This is a genomic window from Marinobacter confluentis (assembly GCF_004785685.1).
Lineage (GTDB): Bacteria > Pseudomonadota > Gammaproteobacteria > Pseudomonadales > Oleiphilaceae > Marinobacter > Marinobacter confluentis.
This window is the reverse complement of the sequence record NZ_SRPF01000002.1, coordinates 842,246-865,513: the sequence shown is the minus strand read 5'-3', so window position 1 is coordinate 865,513 and position 23,268 is coordinate 842,246. Positions and strand designations below refer to the sequence as shown.

Genomic DNA, 23,268 nt, shown 5'->3' with positions numbered 1-23,268 from the left:
GGGGTTTTTGTATTCAAGACTTCTAAACGGTTGCTTAGAAGTTGTACTGACCTACGAACATCACGCGGTTGGCGTCGCCGTCGTCACCGTTCTGATTCTCGGTAGACAGGCGAGCGAACTCAACGCCCATGTTGACGCGGTTCACCGGCTTCCACTGGTAGTTCACGGCAACCATGGTGTTGCTCTCAGCAGTTGTAGCTGCGATTACGCCATCGTCAACGCCATCATCCAGGTCTTTCATTGTTGTGCCGTAACCGACGTTGATGGACCGACCGTTGCCCAGGTTCAGGCCAGCACCGATGTTGGCGCCATAGGCTTCGATGGTCTCGAGGTCACCGTTGGTTTTGGCATAGGCTTCAAAGCCGCCGAAGTTTTCACCGGACCGGTAGATGTAGTTTGCTGCTCCGTCAGTAAAGCTTGCAGAGCCCATGATGGTAAGCATATCCGTCACTGCAATGCGACCTGCAACGAAAGTTGCGAAACCGATTGCGCTATCGTCTTCTACAGTGTCGTCATAGGAAACCTGTTTCAGCAGTGCGCCAACCGAGTAGCTGATTCCGCCCGCTTTGTCTTCCAGGCGCGCAGTAAATACTGGAAGTGACGATTTGTCTCCAGTTGTGCCGGCAACGTTAGTTTGAGCGCTGGAGCTGCTGGTGTCATCCTCAATTGAGAAAGACAGGGCGCCAGTTGTATACCGAGCTTGCGTGATACGGCTCTGGAGGCCAGCACGGCCTGGCAGGTTGTCCCAGTCGAGGATAGAAGGGTTGCCTACAAAGCTGTTGTAGTTTGACCATTCCTGACCGATAAGAACACCCTTGTATTCACCGAAGCCGCGGCGCAGGCGAGGGTCGAGGTTCCCGCTATTGTCGAAGTCGAATTCGACCAGAACTTTTACGCCTTCTGGGGAAGTCGTGGTCAGACCCAGACGGGTACCGGTGGCGTCAGCGCCAAAGTGGCCGTCGTTCGTGTCACTGCCGTCTGTTGCAATGCTGGCGAAGTTGCCAGCGCGGCCGCCAGAGGCGATATCCTGATCAATGTCATAGGCCGCTGCCATACGAGCAAAACCATACAGGTCTGCTTTCCACTCTCCGGGGTTCAGCTCGATCGCATTAGCCTGACCTGCAACACTGAAAACAGCGGCGGCTGCCGTTGCACGAATAGCGAGTCTTAATTTGTTGCTTTGCATTATTGTTTTCTCCACACGTTATTATTGTTCGAACACCCTTAAAATAATTACCAATCAGTGACTACACAATTAAATTCGTGCATTAATCATACTAATGTCTATACAGCCGAATTTTCCTGCGATGAACTTTTGACGACCTTGCTGGTCCCCAACCATCCGCACTCTGTTCTGTGGCGTAGAATGGGCCATGGCCAACAAAGCAGATACCCTGACTTCAAACACCTTTGCGTTTCTCGACATCGAGACAACCGGCGGTAATTCATCCCGGGACCGGATTACCGAAATCGGCATTCGCTTCTGGCGGGATGGCGAAATGGTGGGGCAGTGGCAGACCCTGCTGAATCCCGAAACCCGCATCTCACCCTTCATCGAACGGTTCACCGGTATATCGAACGAGATGGTGGCAGACGCCCCCAGATTTGAAGCGATTGCGGATGATCTGGAAGCCCAACTTGAGGGCAAAATATTTGTCGCCCACAACGCGCGCTTTGATTACGGCTTTATCAAATCCGAATTTCGCCGCCTGGGCCGATTGTTCTCCGCGAAGGTGCTTTGCACGGTGAAGCTTTCCCGGCGCCTGTACCCGGAATTCCGTCGTCATAACATGGATGCGCTGATCGATCGACACAACCTGGCCCGGGTACAGCGCCACCGCGCCATGGGGGATGTGGCGGCTATGCTGGCGTTCTTCGAGCATGCGCTGGCCGAGCACGGGCCGGAGCCCATGAACGCGGCCCTGAACAATCTGCTGCAGCGGCCCAGCATTCCCTCCCACCTGCCGACTGACATACTCCATGATCTGCCCCGGGCGCCTGGGGTCTATCGCTTCTACGGTGAGAATGACGTACTGCTATACGTGGGCAAAAGCACCAACATTGCCCAGCGGGTGGCCTCGCATTTTTCCGGGGACCACAACACCAGCCGTGGGGTCAGAATGTCCGAAAGCCTGCGGCGGGTGGACTGGACCGAAACCGCCGGGGAACTGGGCGCACTGTTGCTGGAACTGAGACAGATCAAGCAGATGAAGCCGCTGTTCAACCGCCGCTCTCGGGCCGCCAAGAATCTGGTCAGCATTGAACTGACGGAGAACAGTCAGGGCTACCTTCAGGCGCGCCTGGTTCGGGAAATCGAGCCCCACAGGCTGGGGGATTACTTCGGTCTTTTCCGCAGCAAGAAAGACGCAGAAAAGGCGCTCAGCGGCATCGCCGCCAAGAACGATCTGTGCAACAAGCTGCTTGGCCTGGAGCCCGACCAGGAAGGCCCCTGTTTCCAGCGGACACTGGGGCGCTGCAAGGGTGCGTGCGACGGCGGAGAAGACAGGGTCAAGTACAACCTGCGCATGCAGATTGCCTTCCACGGCCTGCGTCTGAAAACCTGGCCATGGAAAGGGCCGGTAGGGGTGGTTGAGCATAATCCGGATCGTGAACGGACGGACATTCTCATAGTCTACAATTGGATGCACGTAGCCACGGTGCATGAACGCGAGGAGCTGGCGGACCTGTCTCTGAACAGCCAGGCGGTGAATTTTGATCTGGACTCCTACAAACTGATCGTTAAAACACTGATGGCCAGAAGTCAGCAGCGCCCACTGGAAGTAATCGAGCTGAATGCAGTGGGTTCTCCGGATGTGCTGATGCCCTGAGTGGCGTATCATCGAACTCATATCTGAGATAACGCTTGAGAGATGCCAATGAATAAACAGCCGGTCAGTCGCGAATTGTTTGATGAAGTCATGGTCCCTAACTACGCCCCCGGAAAGGTGATTCCGGTCAGGGGCGAAGGCTCGCGGGTATGGGATCAGGAAGAGCGTGAGTTCATTGATCTAGCCGGCGGCATCGCCGTGACCTGTCTGGGCCACTCGCACCCGGGGCTGGTGAGCGCACTGATGGAGCAGGCAGAGAAAATCTGGCATCTGTCCAATGTGATGACCAACGAACCTGCACTGCGCCTGGCGAAAACCCTGTGTGACCTGACCTTTGCCGAACGGGTGTTCTTTGCCAACTCCGGGGCGGAAGCCAACGAAGCGGCGTTCAAACTGGCCCGGCGCTACGCCTGGCAGCACACCGGGCCGGAGAAAAACGAAATCATTGCCTTTAAAAACGCCTTTCACGGGCGGACGCTGTTCACCGTCAGCGTGGGCGGGCAACCCAAATACCTGGAAGGCTTCGAGCCGGCTCCCGGGGGTATCCAGCATGCGGATTTCAACGATCTGGAATCGGTGAAAAAGCTGATTTCGAAAGACAGAACCTGCGCTGTAGTGGTAGAGCCGATTCAGGGTGAAGGCGGCGTCATGCCCGCTGATGAGGATTTCCTGAAGGGCCTTCGGAAGCTGTGCGATGAACACAATGCCCTGCTGGTGTTTGATGAAGTGCAGTCCGGCGTTGGCCGCACCGGTCACCTCTACGCCTACCAGATGTACGGCGTGACTCCGGATATTCTATCCACCGCCAAAAGCCTGGGTGGCGGCTTCCCGGTGGCGGCAATGCTCACCACAACGAAGATTGCTGAAAGTTTCGTGGTGGGAACCCATGGCAGCACCTACGGCGGCAACGCGCTGGCCTGTGCGGTGGCCCAGCGGGTGGTGGATACCGTCAGCCAGGGCGATATCCTGAAAGGCGTGGCGGCCCGCTCTGACAAGCTGCGTAAGGGCATGATGGACATTGGTGAGCGCTACGGCGTGTTCAGCGAAGTGCGCGGCGCCGGGCTTTTGCTAGGTTGCGTGATGTCTGACCAATGGCAGGGCAAGGCGAAGGAATTCCTCGCGGCAGGTATTGAAGAGGGTGTCATGGTGCTGATTGCCGGCCCCAACGTGATTCGGCTTGCGCCCTCACTGATTATCCCCGAGCCTGACCTGGACGAAGCCCTGACCCGTTTCGAAGCCGCTGTAAAGCGAGTGGTCGGTCAGTAACCGCCAACGAGAGGAGCTGCCTATGTGGCTGGTGCGACCGGCACAGCCGGGCGACCTGAAAGCTATTCTGGCGCTGGCCGAGGGTATCGGCCCCCGGTTGTCCTCAACGCTGCCCAGAAAAGATGAAGCCCTGGCAGCAAAAATCGAGCAGTCGGTTCGGGCTTTTCAAAATGCTGGTGGCACGACTGGACCCGACGAAACCCTGCGCTTTCTGTTTGTGCTGGAGAACACCGACACCGGCGACGTTCGAGGTGTTGCCGGTATCGACTCCAGCGCTGGGCACGGACAGCCCTTCTACAACTACCGTAAAGATGCTCTTATACACGCCTCTCACGAGCTGGGTGTGTCCAATCGGGTAGACGTTCTGTATCCCTCTCACGCACTGACCGGCCACACCTTGCTGTGTGCTTTCACTATCGACCCGGAACTCAAGGGAAGCGAAGCGTTCGAGCTGTTATCCCGGGCACGGTTGATGTTCATCGCCAGCCATCGACCGCTGTTCAGTGATCACACGGTTGTGGAAATCCAGGGCGTGCAGACTGAAAACGGCGAGGTGCCGTTCTGGGACAGCCTGGGGCGTCATTTTTTCAATATGGATTTCGAGACGGCAGACCAGCATTCCGGCGCGCTCAGCAAAACCTTTATCGCCGAGCTGATGCCGCCGAATCCGATCTACGTCACCCTGCTAACGCCGGAAGCCCAGGCGGCATTGGGTCAGGCCCATGAAAAAACCCGGGCCACCTATGAACTGCTTCAGCGTGAAGGTTTCCAGGCAGGGGCCTATCTGGATATTTTTGATGCGGGGCCAGTACTTGAAGCCCGGACAGACAGCCTCAAAACCATCGTTTCCAGTCTGTCTGGCAAGCTGCATGGCAGCCCGACCGATGACGGTGAACGCTGCCTGATTTCCGGCGGTATCCAGGCACAGTTCCGCTGCACGGTGACCTCGATGCAGGAAGCCCTGACCGGCGATATCAAAGTGCCGGTCAAAGCCTGGCACTGCCTGGGCCTGGATGCCGGCGACAGTGTTCGGGTGTCCCCATGCTGATTATCCGCCCGCTGCAGGACAACGACCTTGAAGCGCTCTATGCCATGGCCCAATCAGCCGGTAAAGGCCTGACTACGTTGCCCGCAGACCGGGAACTGTTGCAGCGCAAGATTCGCCACGCTAGGGATACCTTTGATCAGCGCTGCGCCCCGGAAGCCGGCCTTTACCTGTTCGCCCTGGAAGATACCGAACTGCAGCGATGCGTGGGCATCAGCGGTATCCAGGCTCGGGTTGGCCTGGACGAGGTGTTCTACAATTACCGGCTGAGCGTGACCGTCAATGCGTCCCGGGAACTGGGGGTTCACGTGCGAACGCCAACCCTGCACCTGTCCAACGACATGACGGACACCTCAGAGATCTGCTCACTGCTGCTGTCGGACTCCCATCGCGGAGGTGGCAACGGGCTGTTGTTGTCGCGATGCCGGTTCATGTTCCTGGACCAGTTTCGCCGGCACTTCTCAGAGAAGGTGTTCGCTGAAATGCGCGGTGTGTCAGATAAGGAAGGGCGCAGCCCGCTCTGGGATGCCCTTGGCCGCCAGTTCTTCGACATGGATTTTACCGAAGCCGATATGCTGTCCGGGCTTGGCAATAAATCGTTCATTGCCGAGCTGATGCCGAAGTTTCCCATCTATCTTCCAATGCTGCCGGACGAAGCCCGCTCGGTCATTGGCCGAGTGCACGACAACACCGCCCCGGCGCTAAAAATGCTGCAGGCAGAAGGCTTCAACTTTAACGGCATGGTGGATATTTTTGACGGCGGGCCAGTGGTCGAGGCCTTTGTCCACAACATACGCACGGTGCGCGAGTCGACCGACCGCATTGTGATGATCCGGTCAATAAAACCGGCGGTTGATCAGGTGGATGAGCAGGCGGACAGGAGCGAGATCATGGTCTGCAATGGGTCCTTCCAGAATTTCAGGGTAACGACGGTGCCGGCCAACTGCGTCGGCATTGAAACCATAAGTCTCAGCCAGCCAGTGGCCAGTGCCCTGGGCGTGGAAGCCGGGGATCGGGTTCGCCTGGCCCCCTTGAAGGACACCGGGCGGAATCCCACCTACAGTCGTAGGGATGCTGATCACGCCGGCCGGTCCTCCCGGGGCTGAATTTGCAAGTCGGCACTGTTTTTTAAGGAGTTTCTATATGGCTACCCTCACAGGTGACCTGTACATCAGGGGAGTCTGGATTCAGGGCCACGGCGATGAGTTCGAATCCATCCAGCCGGTAACCGGCGAGACGGTCTGGTCCGGCACCAGCGCCAGTTTTGAAGATATCGATGCAGCGGTGCGCGAGGCCCGTGATGCCTTTGCCGAGTGGCGTAGAACGCCCTTTGAGGTCCGGCAGGCCGTCATTAAAGCCTTTGGCGAGCAGCTAGAGCAGAACAAGGAAGCGCTGGCCCATCAGATCGGCCTGGAAACCGGTAAACCGCTGTGGGAATCCCGCACGGAAGTGGCGGCGATGATTGGCAAGATCGGTATCTCCATCAATGCTTACCATGACCGCACCGGACACAGCGAATCCGATGTGCCGGCCGGGCACGCGGTGCTGCGGCACCGGCCCCACGGTGTGGTGGCGGTGTTCGGCCCCTACAACTTTCCTGGCCACCTGCCCAACGGGCATATCGTGCCTGCGCTGCTGGCAGGTAATACCGTTTTGTTCAAACCCAGCGAACTGACCCCGGGTGTGGCAGAGATGACGGTCCGGCTCTGGGAAAAAGCGGGGCTGCCCGGGGGCGTGCTCAATCTTGTTCAGGGGGCGGCGCTGACCGGTAAAGGCCTGTCGGCCCATCCGGGTGTTGACGGCCTCTTTTTCACTGGAAGCTCCACCGTCGGTCACCTGCTGCACCGGCAGTTTGGCGGCCAACCGGAAAAAATTCTGGCCCTGGAAATGGGCGGCAACAACCCGTTGATTGTCCAGGATGTGTCTGATCTTGATGGTGCGGTGCACCACGCACTGCAGTCTGCCTTTCTCTCCGCCGGTCAGCGTTGCACCTGTGCCCGGCGCCTGCTGGTGCCGGAAGGGGACGAAGGGGATCGTTTTCTCCATCGCTTTGTCAGTGTGGTCAGCCAGATTTCAGTGGGCGAATTCGACGCTGATCCCCAGCCGTTCATGGGGTCGGTGATCTCATCCAACGCCGCGGACAGGTTGCTTGAAGCCCAGCAGAGCCTGTTGCAAAAAGGCGCTGAGTCGCTGCTGGAAATGACCCGCTTGCAAGATGACACCGGTTTGCTGTCACCGGGGATCATTGATGTAACCGGATTGGAGATGGTGGACGAGGAATTCTTCGGGCCCTTGCTGACGGTTCACCGTTATAAGGACTTCGATCATGCGATGGAGCTGGCCAACAACACCCGCTTTGGTCTGTCCGCAGGGATACTCACCGATGATCGGGCGCTTTATGAGCGGCTGACCGAAGAGGTCCGCGCCGGCATCGTAAACTGGAATCGGCCTCTGACCGGCGCCAGCAGCGCTGCACCTTTCGGGGGTGTCGGTGCCAGCGGTAACCATCGTGCCAGCGCCTATTACGCGGCAGATTACTGCGCCTGGCCCATGGCCTCCCTTGAGGCAGAGAAAAGCCAGGTGCCGGATACGCTCGCCCCGGGGCTCAACTTCGACTGACGGAACCGATCATGGCCAGACACGCGGTAGAAGCCAATTTCGATGGCCTGGTAGGGCCGACTCACAACTACGCTGGATTGTCCTGGGGCAATGTCGCGTCAAAATCCAACGTCCACGCGGTGTCCAACCCAAAGGAAGCGGCGTTGCAGGGCCTGGCCAAGATGAAACGGCTGGCAGACCGGGGCTATGTACAGGGCGTACTGCCGCCCCACGAAAGGCCTCATCTGCCAACGCTCAGGGCGCTGGGTTTTGAAGGCACGGATGAACAGGTGCTAAGAGCCGCCGCCGAAAACCACCCGTCGATACTGGCCGCGGTGTCTTCCGCTTCCACCATGTGGACGGCGAACGCGGCGACCGTATCGCCCAGTGCCGACACCGCAGACCACCGGGTGCATTTCACGCCTGCGAACCTCAGTGCCAAGTTTCACCGTTCCATCGAACACAGGGTTACCGGTCGCGCGCTGAAAGCGATGTTTGCGGATGACGCCTACTTCGCCCACCATCCGGCGCTGCCTTCAGTCAGCCAGTTCGGGGACGAGGGCGCCGCCAACCACACCAGATTGTGCAACGGTTACGGTGATCCGGGTGTTGAGCTTTTCGTGTATGGCCAGGTGGCGTTCAATGAGCAGGCACCAGCGCCAAAGCGCTACCCGGCAAGGCAGACACTGGAGGCGTCCCAGGCTATTGCCCGGTTGCATGGCTTAACGGACCGAAACGCGGTATTCGCCCAGCAGAACCCGGATGCCATCGACGCAGGTGTGTTCCACAACGACGTTATCGCCGTAGGCAATGGCAACACACTTTTCTACCATGAAATGGCCTTTCTGGACGAAGGTCGGGTGCTGGCAGATATCCGCTCGCGCCTGACCGGCGCAGAGCTGGAAGCGGTTAGAGTCAGCCGGGATCAGGTGCCCCTGGAAGATGCGGTGGCCTCCTATCTGTTCAACAGCCAGTTGCTGAATACACCCGATGGCATGATGCTGGCGGTGCCCGGCGAGTGCCGTGAAATTGATTCGGTCAGCCGTTATCTGGATGACCTGGTCAGTGGCCCGGGCCCGATCACCTCGGTGGAGGTGTTCGATGTCAAACAGTCCATGCGCAATGGCGGCGGGCCCGCGTGTCTGCGGCTTCGGGTGGTTTTGAACGACGACGAGCTGAATGCCATGCACCCGGGCGTATTGATGACGGATGCCCTTTATCAGCGGCTGACCACCTGGGTTGAAGCCCATTACCGGGATCAATTGAGCCAGGAGGATCTGGGCGATCCCATGCTGCTGGAGGAAGTCCGCAAGGCGCTGGATGAACTCAGCGGCATTCTGGGCCTGGGCTCGATCTACGATTTCCAGCTGTAGGCCGGTTATCCCGCCGAGATTGACGTCGTCAGCATCTCCATAGTGTGGCGGATCAGCGATTCCGCCGCGCCCTGGTCGAGGCCAGCCATGGCGTTAAAGCCTGCCTGCTCGCTCTGGCAAAGCATGATCACGCCGTGCAGGGCGCCCCTGAGATAAAGCGCGGTCTCCAGTGGGTCCTGAATACGGTTGCGGTCGATCGTGCCGTCTTCAAGCCCCAGGCGTATGGCGCCTACCATCAGTTCCATCATATCCGATTTGGAGCACATCATGGCCTCGGCCTGTTCCTCATCAGCGCTGGCCATGGCGGTTGATGCTGCGGTCAGTGCGTTGAAATAGTCCGGCTCGTCCCGGTAGAACTGGTAATAGGCCCGGCCCATGGCAGAAATCTGCGCCAGCCCGGTGCTGGCGGTCGCCCGTGCTTCCTTGAATCTTCTGCGAAGACTTTCGCCGGCCCGCAACATGATCCCCCGCTGGATCGAAGCCTTGTCCTTGAAGTAGACATAGAGAAGCGCCCGGCTGAGGCTGGCGGTGCGCGCGATGTCATCCATCGATGTTCGCTCGTAGCCTTTTTCCGAAAAGACCAGTTCGGCGGCGTCAAGAATGGCGTCGTATCGGGCCTGCTTTTCCTTCTCTCTTCGGGTTTTCAGGGGTTCGGTCATGGGTTTCCTGGGGCGGGTTGGCAACGTCAGTATAAAGGATAGGGTAAATGAAAACTCATTATTGACAATTTGTCAAAGAATGACATTATGTCGAAATAGTGGTTTTTACATTGAAGAACGGACTCTTTAAACAGGAATAACAAAATGACCATCCGGCGCCTTTCACTTCGCCCCCTGATTCGCCCCGTTACGCGCCTGGCAACTGGCGACTTGCGCAAGACACTGTTAAGCACGCTGATGGCTGTAATGGTGTTTCTGTTCGTGGGCTGTAAATCCACGGAGCCTTCAAATGATCGCGGCCAGCAACAGAGCAGCCAGGTGGTTCCGGTGCGAACGGCAGAAGTGACGGGTGGGCAGACCGAAGGCGTTCAGCTTCGCTTCTCCGGCATTGTGCAGGCAGCGCAGCGTGCAACTTTGACGTTTCAGGTCAGCGGTACGCTGGAACAGCAGTCGGTAGAGCTGGGCCAGAAAGTGGCGGCCGGGGATCTTCTGGGTAGGGTCTACAATCCCGCCCTTGAACCGGCCCGTGATTCGGCCGCGGCCAGGCTGGAAGAATTGCGGACCCAGTTTGATCAGGCCCAGCGCGAATGGGAACGTTCGCGGCGGCTGCACGAGCGCGGCATGGTGTCAGAGCAGTCCCTGGAACAGCTGGCTTCCCGCCGGGACAGCCTGCGCGCCAGCATGGCTACCGCCAACGCTTCGCTGGCGGAGGCGACACGGCTGCTGAAGGAAAGCGAGCTGCGGGCACCTTTTGCCGGCCGGGTTGAGGCAATTCTGGTGGAGCAGGACGAATTTGTGGCCGCAGGCCAGCCGGTCATGCGTCTGTCTTCCCCCCAGGGCCGCGAGGTAGAAGTGCGTGTGCCGGCATACCTGCTTGACCATGTGGCACTGGGTAATCTGCTGCCGGTCTGGTCGGTTCAGGACCGCAGTCGCCCGCCGGAAAATGGCTCGGTGGTGGAGATTGCCCAGGCAGGCAGTGTCCGCGGTGAGCTACATCCGGTGCTGATCAGCCTGCCAGCAGAGACCCTTGAGCCGGGTGAGCCGGTGGAAGTGGGGATAACCCCGACCAATCTGACGGCCACAACGGTACCCATGCTGGCGGTGATGAAATCCAACGGTGGTGAAAGCGTATTCCGGGTGGTCGATGGCAAGGCTGTCCGGGTACCGGTCACGGTGCAGCGGATTGTCGGGGAGCGGGTTGTTGTAAGCTCCAGCGAGCTCACCAGCGGCGACCAGGTGATTTACGCAGGCATGACCAAGGTGACCGACGGCGACGCCGTGGAGGTGCGCTGATGGTCTCCAGTCCGTCGAAGGCCTCACGCCTGCTGAAGTTCCAGCGTCTGCTGGGCATGATTGTGGTGATGATGTGCATACTGGGTATTGCCGCCTATAGCACCATGCCTCGCCAGGAAGACCCTACCTTTCCTTACCGGGCAGGTCTGCTGACGGTGAGCTACCCGGGTGCCAGTGCCGAGGCGGTGAATCGCCTGGTGGTGGACCCGCTGTCTGACGAGCTACAGCAGGTTGAGGAAATCGACTGGATTCAGGCCACCGGTCGTACCGGTGTGGCGGTGCTGAATATACGCCTGAATGACACCATCTATGAAACAGCCGCAGCCTGGGAACGGGTTCGCCTGGCCATGGAACGCGCGCGCCTGCAGTTTCCCGATGATGTTGGCGATATGGTGCTGGATGACCGGATGATCGATATTCCCGCCATCATCCTGGCGGTCGGCGGTTCTTCATCGGTGGTAGAACTGACGGACGTGGCGGAACGCCTGAAGGATAATCTGTCGGATATTCGCGGCATGTCGCGGGTTGAACTGGCAGCAGACGCCGATGAACAGGTCACCCTGGCGCTGGACGATGCCGCCATGTACCAGCTGGGCATTTCCCCTGCCCGGGTGCTGAACACCCTGGCCCAACGCAACCAGACCATTCCCGGTGGTTACATTGTTTCCGAGGGGCGCCGCGTGTCGGTGCTGCCCAACAGTGAATTCAGCAGTGTCGATGCCATTCGGGCAACCCCCATTGAATTACCGGATGGCTCCCAGGTGCCCCTTGCCGCTGCCGCCGACGTTTGGCGCGGCCCGGCGGAACCAAGGCAGCCAGAAGCCTGGTTCGATAGCGAGCGCGTGGTGTTGGTGTCGCTTTACCTTGAAGAAGGCTCAACGGACGCCATCCGTTTTGGCGAGCGGGTGCGGGAACGTCTGGCCCTGATCGAGGACAACTTTGCCCCCTATGAAATCCGCGAGATGTTCTTCCAGCCAGACAAGGTCAAGGACCGGCTGGATAACCTGGCCTGGAGCCTGGTGTTGTCTGTGCTCATTATCGTCGCGGTGGTGTTTACCGGCATGGGCATCCGCATGGGGCTGCTGGTGGCGTCAATACTGCCCATGGTGGCGTTGATCAGTATTGGCCTGTATGACCTTGGGGGCGGTGTGCTGCATCAGATCGCGGTGATCGGCATGGTGATTTCCCTGGGTATCCTGATTGATAACGCCATCGTGATTGTGGAGAGCATCCAGGGCTATCTGGACGACGGCATGCGCCGGCTGGACGCGCTGACCCGGGCGGTGAAAGAACTGGCTGGGCCACTGGGTGCGTCTACGGGTACCACCCTGGCGGCCTTTGCGCCGCTGCTGCTTTCCAAGGGCGGTACCGCCGATTTCACCCGGGGTGTGCCGGTCATGATCATGCTGACGCTGTCGGTCAGCTACCTGCTGGCGATTTCAGCGGTGCCTCTGCTGGCGGCCCGGTTTCTGAAGCGCCGGGAAGCCGGTGTGAAAGAGAACCCGCTGGTCGGCTTTTCCCGGTTTCTGGGGGCGCTGGTGTCCCGGCGGCCAGGGGTTCTTGTTCTGGCCGGTACCGCCCTGGTTGCGGTCAGCCTGGCCATGACACCCTTCATGAAGAAGCAGTTTTTTCCCAATGCTGATCGGCCCCAGGTGGTGGTTGAGCTCTACATGCCGGAAGGCACAGATCTTGAACGCACCTCTGATGTCGCCTCTGACCTGGAGCGGGCCATACGCACCCGGGAAAATGCGGTCAGGATTCACCGGTTCATCGGGTTTACGGGCCCGAGCTTCTACTACAACCTGCAACGGGAGCCCAAGGCGCCCAATCGTGGCCGTATTGTGGTTGAAACACCGACCCTGGAAGACACCACGGAAATGGTGCGTTGGATTCGCGAGCACGCCCGCAATGAATTCCCGGAGTTGCGGCTGACCGTGGGTATTCTCGGCCAGGGCCCACCCCGGCCGGCCCCGGTTGAGATAAGGCTCTATCACGCCGATGACCAGACTCGCGCGCAGGCGGTTGAGCAGGTGTATTCCGCATTGCGGCGTGTTGAAGGCACGGTCGACGTGCGCCATAACCTCGACCTTGGGGTGCCGAGCATTGCCATAAATGTGGACGATGCCAGCGCCGCGCGCTTCGGGCTGGACCGGTCGGACGTAGCCCAGAGCCTGTACGGCCAGAGTTTTGGTGTAGTGGCCGAGCAGTACCGCCAGGAAGAAGACCCGATTCCACTGGTGCTGCGCTCCCGTGAGGGCATCAATCTGTCCCTGTCCCGGTTGTTGTCGATCAATATCTACAACGAACAGGGGGATGCGGTGCCCCTGTCAGCGATTGCCTCGGTAGACACGGCCTGGGAATCCGCTGCGATATACCAGCGCAACGGCACGCCCATGAATTCGGTGTGGTCTAACCTGTTGGTGGGGTACAGCTTCAGTCAGGCTCTGGAGGGGCTGGACAAAGCGCTGGCAGACAATCCACTGCCAGAAGGTACACGGATGGAACTGGGCGGCGATGCCGAGGGTTCGGGCGAGGCCAACGACGCCCTGCTGACCACCGCTCCCATCGGGCTACTGCTGTTGCTGTTTTTCCTGTTGCTGCAGTTCAATTCGTTCAAGCGCGTGGGTATTATTCTGCTGACGGTGCCCCTGGCTACGGTGGGCATATTCCCGGGCCTGGTGATGTCGGGCTCGCCGTTTGGTTTCCAGTCCTTGCTGGGGGTTATCGCCCTGGTAGGTATCGTGGTGAACAACGCGATTGTCCTGCTGGATGTGATGGACCGTCAGCTGGAACAGGGCGATGCCATCCGTGACGCCGTCCGCAAGGCCGTGGAGCAACGCACGCGGCCAATCCTGCTGACCACAGCTACAACCGTGGCAGGGCTGCTGCCACTGGCGTTCTCCAGCTCCACCCTCTGGCCGCCTATGGCCTGGGCCATCATCTCGGGGCTGCTGGCGTCTACGGTGCTGACGTTGCTGGTGGTGCCGTCGGTGTGTATCTATGTGATTCGCTGTCGCGTGGCTGACCCGGTCAACGCACCGGCCTGACCATCAGGCCCACGCGTTGGCCCACTGGCACCCTGGGGTTCGGGAAAATAATGGCTTCCGGCGCGTCACCCACGGTATAGCGGGTGGCGGCGTCTTCCCAGATCGGGGCGCCAGTGTCGTACTCGGTAAAATTGGCCACATCGTCGGGAATGTGGAACCGGAAATCCTCTCCGGTGTTGATAATCTCGTGCACTACTTCAAACAGGGTGGGGCTCGCCGCGCCCGACTGCTCGGGTGGTGTTTCCCCCTTGAACCGACGACGCAGGGCATCGCGGATGCCGCTGAACTTGTTCAGGTCGTTCTGTCCGAAAGGCTGCACCTTGCCCAGCTCAATGGTAAAGCTTTCGGCGCCCAGTTCTGCTGACGAAAAAGCCGCAAAAGTCGTGGCTTCCCTGTGCTGAAGCAGCAGGGTTTCCACCCCGGCTTCCAGCAGGAAATCCGTCTGTACCTTCGGCAATTTTCGCCCTTCAACAAACGGATAAAGCGCAAACTTCTCCCGCAGGGAGGGGCGGATAGCGGTGTGCAGGTCGTAGTGGCTCAACCCGGCTGGGTGACGCGCGGCGAAGGCCCGGCAGGCGTCTTCCAGTTTTCGCGCCCGGTCTGCCTCCCGCAGGTTGGCATAGTCGGGTTTGCCGTGGGCACCACTAAACAACCGGTTGAGATTGACTTCCATGAAGCGCTCGCCCAGGTCGATGGCCAAGGGGTTGCCCAGAATCAGCAGCACCGGGCAGGCCAGCTGCCACTGGCCCTCAATTAGTTCATTGACCAGGCCGTTCAGCACTTCGATGGGGGCGGTTTCATTGCCGTGAATGCCCGCCGAAACAATCAGGGATTCAGCGTTGGGGTTGGGCCGATCTGCTGGCGGTATCAGGTACAGCAACCCGGCGTCCTGCAACTGTATGCCGGTGCCATCCGCCATGACCACGATTTTTTCTTCGGTCACCCGAGTCGTGGCCGAGGTGGTGTGGGACAGCCAGTCCAGATTGTTGCCAAAAAGCTGTTCGGTGACCGACGACATAGGGAGATTGCCTTAACCGTTGACCGGCCGTTGATGTCGCAGCAGGTAGTTTTCCAGTTTGCGGAATGCAAACACCAGCAGGAACGTCAGGGCCATGTAGATCAGTGCCACGAAAATGAAGGCATCAAAGGGCGCGTAGAACCGGGAGTAGATATTCCGGGCGGCGCCGGTCAGGTCTACCAGGGTCACCACGCTGGCGATTGCGCTGGAGTGCAGCATGAAGATCACCTCGTTGGAGTAGGCCTGCACCGCCCGCCTTGCTGCACTGGGCAGAATGATTCGGCGCATGCGCAGGGCCCAGCTCATGCCGTAGGCCTTCGCAGCTTCAATTTCGCCATGAGGTGTAGCAATGATCGCCCCGCGAATGATTTCCGTGGTGTAGGCCGCAGTATTCAGCGTGAAAGCGAGCAGGGCGGGGTAGAAAGCCTCCCGGAAAATATCCCACCAGAAGGTCTGCTGGATACCGTGAATCTGGGCGATGCCGTAATAGATGATGTAAAGCTGGATCAGTAGAGGTGTGCCGCGAAACACGTAGGTGAATAGCCAGATGGGGCCGTTGATCAGCGGGTTTCTGGAGGTGCGCATGATCGCCAGCGGCACCGCCAGAATCAGGCCCAGAATCAGTGACAGGAACACCAGCTGAACGGTGGTTACCAGTCCGCCCCAGTATTCCATGATGGTCGAGCCCACAAAAATCTCGTTGCCACTGAGCAGTTCGTTCAGAAATTCCGGCATGGCTTAACCTCCCTGAATCACGCCAACGTTGGCGCGTTTGTTAAGCCAGCGGATGAACAGTTCTGAACAGGCAGTCAGGCTCAGATAGACAAAAGCCACCGGAATGAAAAAGTGGAACGGCATACGTTCGGCCTTGGCAGCTTCCTCGGCAACCCGGACCATGTCGGTCAGGCCGATAATTGAAACCAGAGCCGTGGTCTTGAGCAGCACCTGCCAGTTGTTACCCAGGCCGGGCAGAGCATGGCGAAGCATCTGCGGAAGAATGATGCGGCGAAAGGTATGAAAACGGGTGAAGCCAAAGGCACGGGCGGCTTCAATCTGGCCACTTTCAACCGCCAGAAACGCGCCGCGAAAGGTTTCCGTCATGTAGGCACCGAAAATAAGCCCAATGGTCACCACGCCGGAAATAAAAGGATCAAACTGGAAAAAGAAGTCGTAGCCGTAGGCCGCGTAGATTGCATCTGAAAGCCGGTTCACCATCACCTGGCCGCCGTAATAGAACAGCAGCATCATAACCAGGTCGGGTACGCCACGAATCAGCGTGGTGTAACTGGTGGCAATGCCAACCGCAATTCGACTGCCCGAGAGTTTGGCCGAAGCGCCCACCAGGCCGAGAGCCAGGGCGAGCGCCAGGGAAAGGAAGGCCAGTTCTATAGTGACAATGGCCCCGTCCAGAAGTGCGGGGCCATACCCTTTCAGGTCGATCATCAATTTACATCTTGATGTCGTAGGCGAAGTATTTATTCATGATGGTGTCGTAGGTGCCATCTTCTTTGAGGGTCGCCAGTGCTGCGTTGACTTCCTTGGCTAGGTCAGCGTCACGCTTGCGCATGGCAACGCCAACACCTTCACCGAGTTTGACCGGTTCGCCAACTTCCTTGAAGCCGTCTTTGGTCAGGATGGTCTGCTCGCCCACCGGGTAGTCTACGAAGACCACGTCCAGACGCTGGCCTTCCAGGTCCAGGACCATGTCGTCAGCGGTGGTGTAACGGTTGATCGTCACGGTGCCGCCCATTTCCTCTGTCACGTAGGTGTCCATGGTGGTGCCGCGCTGAACGCCTACGGTCAGGCCTTCCATTGCGGCCATGTCCGTTACGTCAGTGTCGAAGTCTTCACGGGCGAACCAGCCGCCTGGTGTGTTGTAGTAGGGTTCAGAGAACAGTACCCGCTCAGCGCGCTCCGGGGTAATGGACATGGAAGACATGATCAGATCGAATTTGCGAGCCAGCAGGCCCGGAATCATGCCGTCCCACGCCTGAATCACGAATTCACAGTTGGCGCTCATTTCTTCGCACATGGCTTCGGCCAGCTCGACTTCAAAACCGGTGAGTTCGCCATTTTCGTCTTTGTATTCAAACGGTTCGTAGGGCACGTCGAATGCAATGCGCAGATCCCTTTCCTGGGCCTGTGCGACGCCTGCCACCATTGTAAGGCTGGCCAGAACGGCGCTTGCTGTAACTATCAGTTTTTTCATGAGTCACTTCTCCAGTTGTTATGTGCCTTGTGGGCTGTTTTTTACCTTGTACTGTCTGCATTCAAGATAGCACTGCGTATCAGAACTTGGGAGCCAGGAACTGCCTCATTCGTTCTGAGTCCGGATTGTTGAACACCTTATCCGGGGTGCCTTGCTCTTCAATCACTCCCTGATGCAAGAACAGGACCTGAGAGGACACATCCTTTGCAAACGCCATTTCGTGGGTCACCACGATCATGGTGCGTCCTTCTTCTGCCAGGTTCTGCATGACCCGCAGAACCTCGCCAACCAGCTCCGGGTCCAGAGCTGACGTGGGTTCGTCGAACAGCATTACTTCCGGCTCCATGGCCAGCGCCCGGGCTATCGCTGCACGTTGCTGCTGGCCGCCGGACATCTGGGCCGGGTAATAGTCTTTGCGTTCGTAGATGCCGACTTTGTTGAGATAGGACTCGGCCCGCTCGATGGCTTCCTTCTTGGGAACACCCAGCACGTGGATAGGGGCCTCAGTGATGTTTTCCAGCACGGTCATGTGGGACCAGAGGTTGAAGCTCTGGAATACCATTGAAAGCTTGGCCCGAATCAGCTCGACCTGTTTATTGTCAGCCGGAATCCGCTCGCCTTTTCGGTTGGTTGTGAACCGGATTGGGTCGCCGTGCACGATAATGTCGCCGGAGGTGGGAGTTTCAAGCATGTTGATGCAGCGCAGGAAAGTGCTTTTGCCGGAACCGGAACTGCCGATCAGTGATACAACGTCACCCTTCCTGGTCTCCAGGGAGATGCCTTTCAGCACCTCTAACTGGTCAAAGGTCTTGTAGATGTCCCTGCAGATCAGAGGCGCGGATTCCGCCATGGGGAAGCTCCTGCGGCTGGCTTCGGAAAGCCACTGTTGTACGGGCTGTGCTGTATGAAATCAACACCCATTGTGGATCACTTCACCAGCTATGCAAATCTTTTGCCGCCTAGACCCGGCTGGAGGGCTCATGGGCTTTGCCGGTGGTGTCGGTCAGGGGCTGGTCCATGGACACACGGATGATTTTCGTGCCCTGGCGTTCGATGTCCCTCATGGATTCGTGAACAAAGCGCACGTGGGCTGTTGCAAGACGTTTGGCGGCATCCGGCTTCCTGGCCATGATGGCCTGATAGATGCGCCTGTGTTGGGTAGTGATCCTGTTACGCATTTCTTCCCGCGGATTGAGATTGGCTACCGAGGCCTGCACGGTCAGCAGCATCAGGTTCTTCAGGCCGTTCAGCACGTGCACCAGTACCGGGTTATGGGAAGCCTCGACAATGGCCTGGTGAAACAGATGGTCGGGTTTGGCATTGCTGAGCGGGTCGGTCTGGTCCAGCGTTGAAAATGCCTTGGTGATCTTGTGAAGGTCCTGAGGGGTCGCCCGCAGGGCGGCCAGATAAGCGGCCTGGCCTTCCAGTTGCTCGCGCACTTCCAGCAGGTCATAGAGGGTGCGGGGGTGCCCGGCGAACATCTGTAGCAGTGGCCCTTCCTGGGAGGCTTCCGCTTCTGCCGAAATGATTCGCGAGACAAACGACCCTTTGCCGTGGCGGGTTTCAATCACGCCGCGGCCCTGCAGTTCGTGCAGCGCCTCGCGGATGACGGCGCGGGAAACCCCCAGTCGGGTCGCCAGTTGCCGCTCAGACGGCATTTTCTGCTCGGGGGCCAATCCACCGTCGAGTATAAGTTGTTCAAGTCTGAAAGAAATTTCCTGAGCAATCGCCATGATGGTGCCTGTGAAGCCTGACTGGTCTAACCAGTTAAATTTTATTGTTATGGAAAATGGAAACCCACATCCTATCCACTGAATATGGCTGATTTCAGAGGATTCGTCTATTGAACAACTGTAAAACTGGTCAGACCAGTGGGTAATCCTCTGGACTAAATCCCGGCTGCCAACGAATATCATGTAAATGTCGGTAGCTACCGACGTTTAACTGACGCAGATAACAACAAAGTCAACGGAGATGTGTCGATGAATACGAATAACAACGAACAGCAATCACTGGCTGGGCGCACCGGCGCGCGGTCATCGAAACGCGGGATCTTCAAATCAGTAGCGCTGGCTGCTGCGGTTGTGGGTTCAAGCCTGCTTGGCGCCGCTCAGGTTCAGGCCGCCACCACCTGGAAAATCCAGTCTGTTTGGGACGCCGGCACGGTCGGTTACGACCTGTTCGAAGAATGGGCCAACAGTATGGAGCAGAAGTCGGGCGGCGAGCTGATCATCAAGCCGTATCCTGCCAAATCCGTTGCAGCAGATAACAACGGTCTGTTTGAAGCCGTTCGGAACGGCGTATTGCAGGGCATGAACCCGTTCACTCTGTACTGGTCAGGCAAGATTCCGGCATCAGTATTTCTGTCGTCCTACCCGGCCGGCCCGGATCAGCCGCACCACTGGGATATCATGTTCTATTCCATGGGCATGCTTGAAAAGACCCGCGAAATCTATGAAAAGTTCGGTCTGTTTTACGTAGGCCCGATCCAGCACGACGCCAACATCATCCACTCCAAAAAGCCGGTAAACAGCCTGAAAGACCTGGAAGGCATGAAGATGCGTGTTCCGGGCGGCATGGTTGCCGAAGTATTCCAGGAGTTCGGCGTATCAACGGTCAGTCTGCCAGGCTCGGATATTTTCCCTGCGCTGGAAAAAGGCACCATCGACGCGGCTGACTTCGTAGGTCCTGCGGTGAACTACGAGCTGGGCTTCTCCCAGGTGACTGACTACATCATGTTTGGACCTCCTGGCGTTATGTCTATCTACCAGCCAGTGGACCTGATGGACCTGACCGTGAACCTGCGTGCTTGGAATGCTCTGGACCCAGAGCTGCAGCAGCTGGTTGAAGATGAAGTTCGCAACTACTCCCAGAAGCACTACCTGACCATTCAGGCGCGCAACATTGAAGCCATGAAGAAGTTCAAGGCTGACGGCTCTACGGTTACCCGCCTGAGCCAGGCTGATATGGAAGAATTCCGTAAAGCCGCCATTCCCATCTGGTTCAACTGGGCCGGCAAGAACGAGGACGCCCGTGCCATCCTGGACATTCAGCTTGAATACATGATGAACGAAACGGTTGGCTATCTGGAGCCGGAAGATATCGAAGGCATGTAAGCCCCATTAACTAAACAAAACTGATCACGGGGAAGGGCAGGTAGTGTGAAATTGGCACCACCTACCTTCCCCGCTCTGTGATTAAGGTGATAACAACATGTCTGATCTGAGTTCGTTCGGCTTTGTGTTGCCCCACTGGTTCTATTGGGGCTGGCTGGCGGTGATGCCGCTGATCATGATGGCGCTGGACCGCTGGTTGTCCAGTCGCGGCGTGGGAGCCGTCGACAAGAATGCCGAGGCCAATGAAAAGCTTCAGCAAATAGAAGCAGAACTTAAAAAAAGCGTCGATTACAGCGATGCGAATAACTGGTTCACTAACGCGGTGGACTGGATGAGTGAAAAATCTGGCGTATTCATCTCTTTCTGGACCGTGAACGCGGTGGTTTTCTACTTCTTTGAAGTAGTTATGCGTTATGTGTTCAACGAGCCCACGATCTGGGTTCACGAAGCCAGCTTTCTGCTGTTTGGTATGCAGTACCTGATGGCCGGAGCCTTTGCGCTCCTGCACGGCGCCCATGTGCGGGTTGACGTGGTTTACAACTTCTTGCCTGATCGCGGGCGCGTTGGCATGGATATTTTTACCTCCATGTTTTTCTTCATGTTCGCGATTGCGTTGATGATTACCTCCTGGACCTTCCTTGAAAACTCCTACTCCATGGACGAGCGAACCGTTGAAACCTGGGGTATCCAGTACTGGCCGGTCAAAGGCGTGATGATGTTCGGATCACTGCTGCTGTTCCTGGCGGGACTGTCAAAACTTCTCAAGGACATTGTCATCTTTATCAAACTCGGCCGGGAGCAACACGCATGAGCGCGGATACCATGACCAATTCCAACCCCGGCAACCCATTGATCGGCAAGCTTGGCACCTGGCTGATGATTGTCGCCACGGTTGCCCTGGGTTTTGTGATGCTGGTGGAAGTCATCAACATCCTGTTTTACGACCCCTGGAGCGATGAAAGATTCCTGTTCCGGCTTTCCGGCCTGCTGGCTGACGTCAAGATAGGACCGCTGACCTACATCATGTTCGGCTCGCTGGCCGTGCTGCTGATGATGGGCTTGCCCCTGGCTTTTGTTACAGGTGGCCTGGGCGTAATGTTCATCTATCTGGTGGGCGACTCGATGATGCTGAACATCATCCCCAGCCGCATCTTCCCGATGATGACCAACTCTGACCTGGCAGCGATTCCGCTGTTCATCTTCATGGCCTCCATGCTGGAGCGGGCGGGCCTGATCGAAGAAATGTTCAACGTGGTCTACAAGTGGATGGGCGGCCTTGGCGGCGGCCTGGCGATTGCGACCATATTGGCCTCGACGATTCTTGCGGCAATGGTGGGCGTTATCGGCGCGGCCGTGGTGACCATGGGTATTATTGCGCTTCCAGCGATGCTCAAGCGGGGTTATGACCAGAAAATTGCGCTGGGTTCGATTATGGCAGGCGGCACCCTGGGTATCCTGATACCGCCGTCCATTCTTGCCATCCTCTACGCCGTTGTGGCGCAGCAGTCAGTGGGCGAGCTGTACCTGGGCTCTGTTGTTCCGGGCCTGATCCTGTCCACCCTTTATATTCTTTACGTGGCCACTCGCGCGAAAATCAATCCGAAACTGGGGCCACCGGTGCCAGAGGAGGAGCGGATCAGCCTGAGGGAAAAACTGCTGCTGCTTAAAGACCTGGTTGCCCCTCTGGTTCTGGTGTTTCTGGTGCTTGGCCTGCTATTTGGCGGCGTTGCCACCCCGGTTGAAGCCGCAGGCATTGGTTCGTTTGGCGCGATTCTGGTAGCGATGAAGCACAAGGTATTTTCCATTGCAACCTTGCGCGATGCGTCGGTCACTACGGCTAAAGCCTCAGCCATGGTGCTGTGGATCATGTTCGGTGCCTCTGTCTTTGTCGGGTTCTACATCCTGCAGGGCGGCCAGGACTTCATAACGGAAACCATCCTGGGCATTGGTCTTTCGCCCTATATGGTTCTGCTGCTGCTGATGGTTTTGCTGGTAGTGCTGGGTATGTTCCTGGACTGGGTCGGTATTCTGCTATTGGCAGTGCCGATTTTTATTCCCATTGTTGAAGCATTGGAGTTTCCGGGCCTATTCGGCCTGCCAGGAGTGGAGGGCGCTGACGTAGTGCTCTGGTTCGGGGTGCTGTATCTGGTGAATATGCAGATGTCGTTCCTCAGTCCGCCGTTTGGCTATGCGCTGTTTTACATCCGTGGCGTGTGCCCGCCGGACATCACCATGGGTACGATCTTCAAGTCCTCGCTGGTGTTCCTGGCAATCCAGGCGTTCGGGCTGTTTATCTGCGTACTGATTCCGGGTGTAGTCACCTGGCTGCCAAATCTCGTTTACGGATAGAAACTAAGGAGAATTGATCGATGTTGACAGTTAACCGGCTTGATCTGGCGGATGCCAGACTCCTGATCGAAGGCGCGGCCGAGAAGGCCCGTGAGATTGGCGTACCCATGTGCATCGCCATCACCGACGAGTCTGGCAACCTGATTGCGTTTGAACGTATGGACGGCGGCAAGATCACCAGCGTGACCATTGCCCAGGACAAATCGTTCACCGCATCCGCGGCCAAAAAGGCAACACACGACTACAACGCAGTGAACGTGCCCGGCAAATTGGCCTTTGGCATCCACACTGAGGTGGGTGGTCGTATCAGCTCAGTAGGTGGCGGCCTGCCGGTGATTGTTGACGGAGAAGTTGTGGGCGGTATCGGACTCAGTTCCGGTACGCCCCAGCAGGACATGGACTGTGCCCAGGCAGGCATTGATTACTTTGAATCCAAACGCGGTTAGTCGTTGGAAAAGCAGTGACTT

20 protein-coding genes are annotated in these 23,268 nt (G+C 57.9%); 12 read left to right on the top strand and 8 right to left on the bottom strand.

The window, feature by feature from the left end:
- Positions 1 to 34: 34 nt before the first annotated feature.
- On the bottom strand, positions 35 to 1,186 hold the full coding sequence (locus E5Q11_RS09630; protein ID WP_135803175.1) for a DcaP family trimeric outer membrane transporter: 1,152 nt from the start codon (positions 1,184 to 1,186) through the stop codon (positions 35 to 37).
- Between the two features lie 187 nt (positions 1,187 to 1,373).
- Between E5Q11_RS09630 and E5Q11_RS09625 the strand changes: the two genes are divergently transcribed.
- From E5Q11_RS09625 to astB, 6 genes are read left to right on the top strand one after another with little or no spacing between them, the layout of a single operon-like run.
- The gene (locus E5Q11_RS09625) at positions 1,374 to 2,828 is read left to right on the top strand and encodes an exonuclease domain-containing protein (RefSeq protein WP_135803174.1); all 1,455 of its coding nucleotides are present in this window, start codon (positions 1,374 to 1,376) and stop codon (positions 2,826 to 2,828) included.
- A 48-nt stretch (positions 2,829 to 2,876) separates the two neighbouring features.
- The gene (locus tag E5Q11_RS09620; protein WP_135803173.1) at positions 2,877 to 4,094 is read left to right on the top strand and encodes an aspartate aminotransferase family protein; all 1,218 of its coding nucleotides are present in this window, start codon (positions 2,877 to 2,879) and stop codon (positions 4,092 to 4,094) included.
- Between the two features lie 22 nt (positions 4,095 to 4,116).
- Complete coding sequence (locus E5Q11_RS09615; protein ID WP_135803172.1) at positions 4,117 to 5,142, top strand: arginine N-succinyltransferase; 1,026 nt, start codon at positions 4,117 to 4,119, stop codon at positions 5,140 to 5,142.
- Positions 5,136 to 6,245: an arginine N-succinyltransferase gene (gene astA, locus E5Q11_RS09610; protein WP_135803171.1), complete on the top strand. Its 1,110-nt coding sequence runs from the start codon at positions 5,136 to 5,138 to the stop codon at positions 6,243 to 6,245. The genes E5Q11_RS09615 and astA overlap by 7 nt, the downstream gene beginning before the upstream one ends.
- A gap of 37 nt (positions 6,246 to 6,282) precedes the next feature.
- The gene (gene astD, locus E5Q11_RS09605; protein WP_135803170.1) at positions 6,283 to 7,758 is read left to right on the top strand and encodes a succinylglutamate-semialdehyde dehydrogenase; all 1,476 of its coding nucleotides are present in this window, start codon (positions 6,283 to 6,285) and stop codon (positions 7,756 to 7,758) included.
- Between the two features lie 11 nt (positions 7,759 to 7,769).
- A complete protein-coding gene (astB, locus tag E5Q11_RS09600) occupies positions 7,770 to 9,110 on the top strand; it encodes an N-succinylarginine dihydrolase (RefSeq protein ID WP_135803169.1) in 1,341 nt (446 codons plus the stop codon).
- 5 nt (positions 9,111 to 9,115) lie between these two features.
- Here astB and E5Q11_RS09595 read toward each other — a convergent pair whose 3' ends face one another.
- Entirely contained in the window at positions 9,116 to 9,769 is a 654-nt protein-coding gene (locus E5Q11_RS09595; RefSeq protein WP_135803168.1) for a TetR/AcrR family transcriptional regulator, read from the bottom strand.
- A gap of 144 nt (positions 9,770 to 9,913) precedes the next feature.
- Between E5Q11_RS09595 and E5Q11_RS09590 the strand changes: the two genes are divergently transcribed.
- Positions 9,914 to 11,062, top strand: coding sequence for an efflux RND transporter periplasmic adaptor subunit (locus E5Q11_RS09590; protein ID WP_225314894.1), 1,149 nt, complete (start codon positions 9,914 to 9,916; stop codon positions 11,060 to 11,062).
- Positions 11,062 to 14,109, top strand: a complete 3,048-nt coding sequence (locus E5Q11_RS09585) for an efflux RND transporter permease subunit (RefSeq protein ID WP_135803167.1) — start codon at positions 11,062 to 11,064, stop codon at positions 14,107 to 14,109. The genes E5Q11_RS09590 and E5Q11_RS09585 overlap by 1 nt, the downstream gene beginning before the upstream one ends.
- On the opposite strand, the gene astE is transcribed toward E5Q11_RS09585, so the two are convergent.
- The 6 genes from astE to E5Q11_RS09555 form a co-directional block, all read right to left on the bottom strand.
- Positions 14,093 to 15,127: a succinylglutamate desuccinylase gene (gene astE / locus E5Q11_RS09580; protein ID WP_135803166.1), complete on the bottom strand. Its 1,035-nt coding sequence runs from the start codon at positions 15,125 to 15,127 to the stop codon at positions 14,093 to 14,095. The genes E5Q11_RS09585 and astE overlap by 17 nt on opposite strands.
- 12 nt (positions 15,128 to 15,139) lie before the next feature.
- Complete coding sequence (locus tag E5Q11_RS09575; protein WP_135803165.1) at positions 15,140 to 15,862, bottom strand: ABC transporter permease; 723 nt, start codon at positions 15,860 to 15,862, stop codon at positions 15,140 to 15,142.
- 3 nt (positions 15,863 to 15,865) lie between these two features.
- Positions 15,866 to 16,570, bottom strand: a complete 705-nt coding sequence (locus tag E5Q11_RS09570) for an ABC transporter permease (RefSeq protein WP_135803164.1) — start codon at positions 16,568 to 16,570, stop codon at positions 15,866 to 15,868.
- Between the two features lie 4 nt (positions 16,571 to 16,574).
- Positions 16,575 to 17,336 carry a transporter substrate-binding domain-containing protein gene (locus E5Q11_RS09565; RefSeq protein ID WP_135803163.1) on the bottom strand — a complete coding sequence of 254 codons (762 nt, stop codon included), beginning with the start codon at positions 17,334 to 17,336 and terminating at the stop codon, positions 16,575 to 16,577.
- Between the two features lie 79 nt (positions 17,337 to 17,415).
- On the bottom strand, positions 17,416 to 18,186 hold the full coding sequence (locus E5Q11_RS09560; protein WP_135803162.1) for an ABC transporter ATP-binding protein: 771 nt from the start codon (positions 18,184 to 18,186) through the stop codon (positions 17,416 to 17,418).
- Between the two features lie 109 nt (positions 18,187 to 18,295).
- Positions 18,296 to 19,069, bottom strand: coding sequence for an FCD domain-containing protein (locus E5Q11_RS09555; protein WP_135803161.1), 774 nt, complete (start codon positions 19,067 to 19,069; stop codon positions 18,296 to 18,298).
- A 249-nt stretch (positions 19,070 to 19,318) separates the two neighbouring features.
- On the opposite strand from E5Q11_RS09555, the gene dctP reads away from it, so the two are divergent.
- The 4 genes from dctP to E5Q11_RS09535 all read left to right on the top strand — a co-directional run bounded on the left by dctP (position 19,319) and on the right by E5Q11_RS09535 (position 23,247).
- Positions 19,319 to 20,452, top strand: coding sequence for a TRAP transporter substrate-binding protein DctP (gene dctP, locus E5Q11_RS09550; protein WP_135803160.1), 1,134 nt, complete (start codon positions 19,319 to 19,321; stop codon positions 20,450 to 20,452).
- 97 nt (positions 20,453 to 20,549) lie between these two features.
- Entirely contained in the window at positions 20,550 to 21,263 is a 714-nt protein-coding gene (locus E5Q11_RS09545; RefSeq protein ID WP_135803159.1) for a TRAP transporter small permease subunit, read from the top strand.
- Positions 21,260 to 22,801, top strand: coding sequence for a TRAP transporter large permease (locus E5Q11_RS09540; RefSeq protein ID WP_135803158.1), 1,542 nt, complete (start codon positions 21,260 to 21,262; stop codon positions 22,799 to 22,801). Before E5Q11_RS09545 ends, E5Q11_RS09540 begins: the two co-directional genes overlap by 4 nt.
- 20 nt (positions 22,802 to 22,821) lie before the next feature.
- A complete protein-coding gene (locus E5Q11_RS09535; protein WP_135803157.1) occupies positions 22,822 to 23,247 on the top strand; it encodes a GlcG/HbpS family heme-binding protein in 426 nt (141 codons plus the stop codon).
- The last annotated feature ends 21 nt before the right edge of the window (positions 23,248 to 23,268 follow it).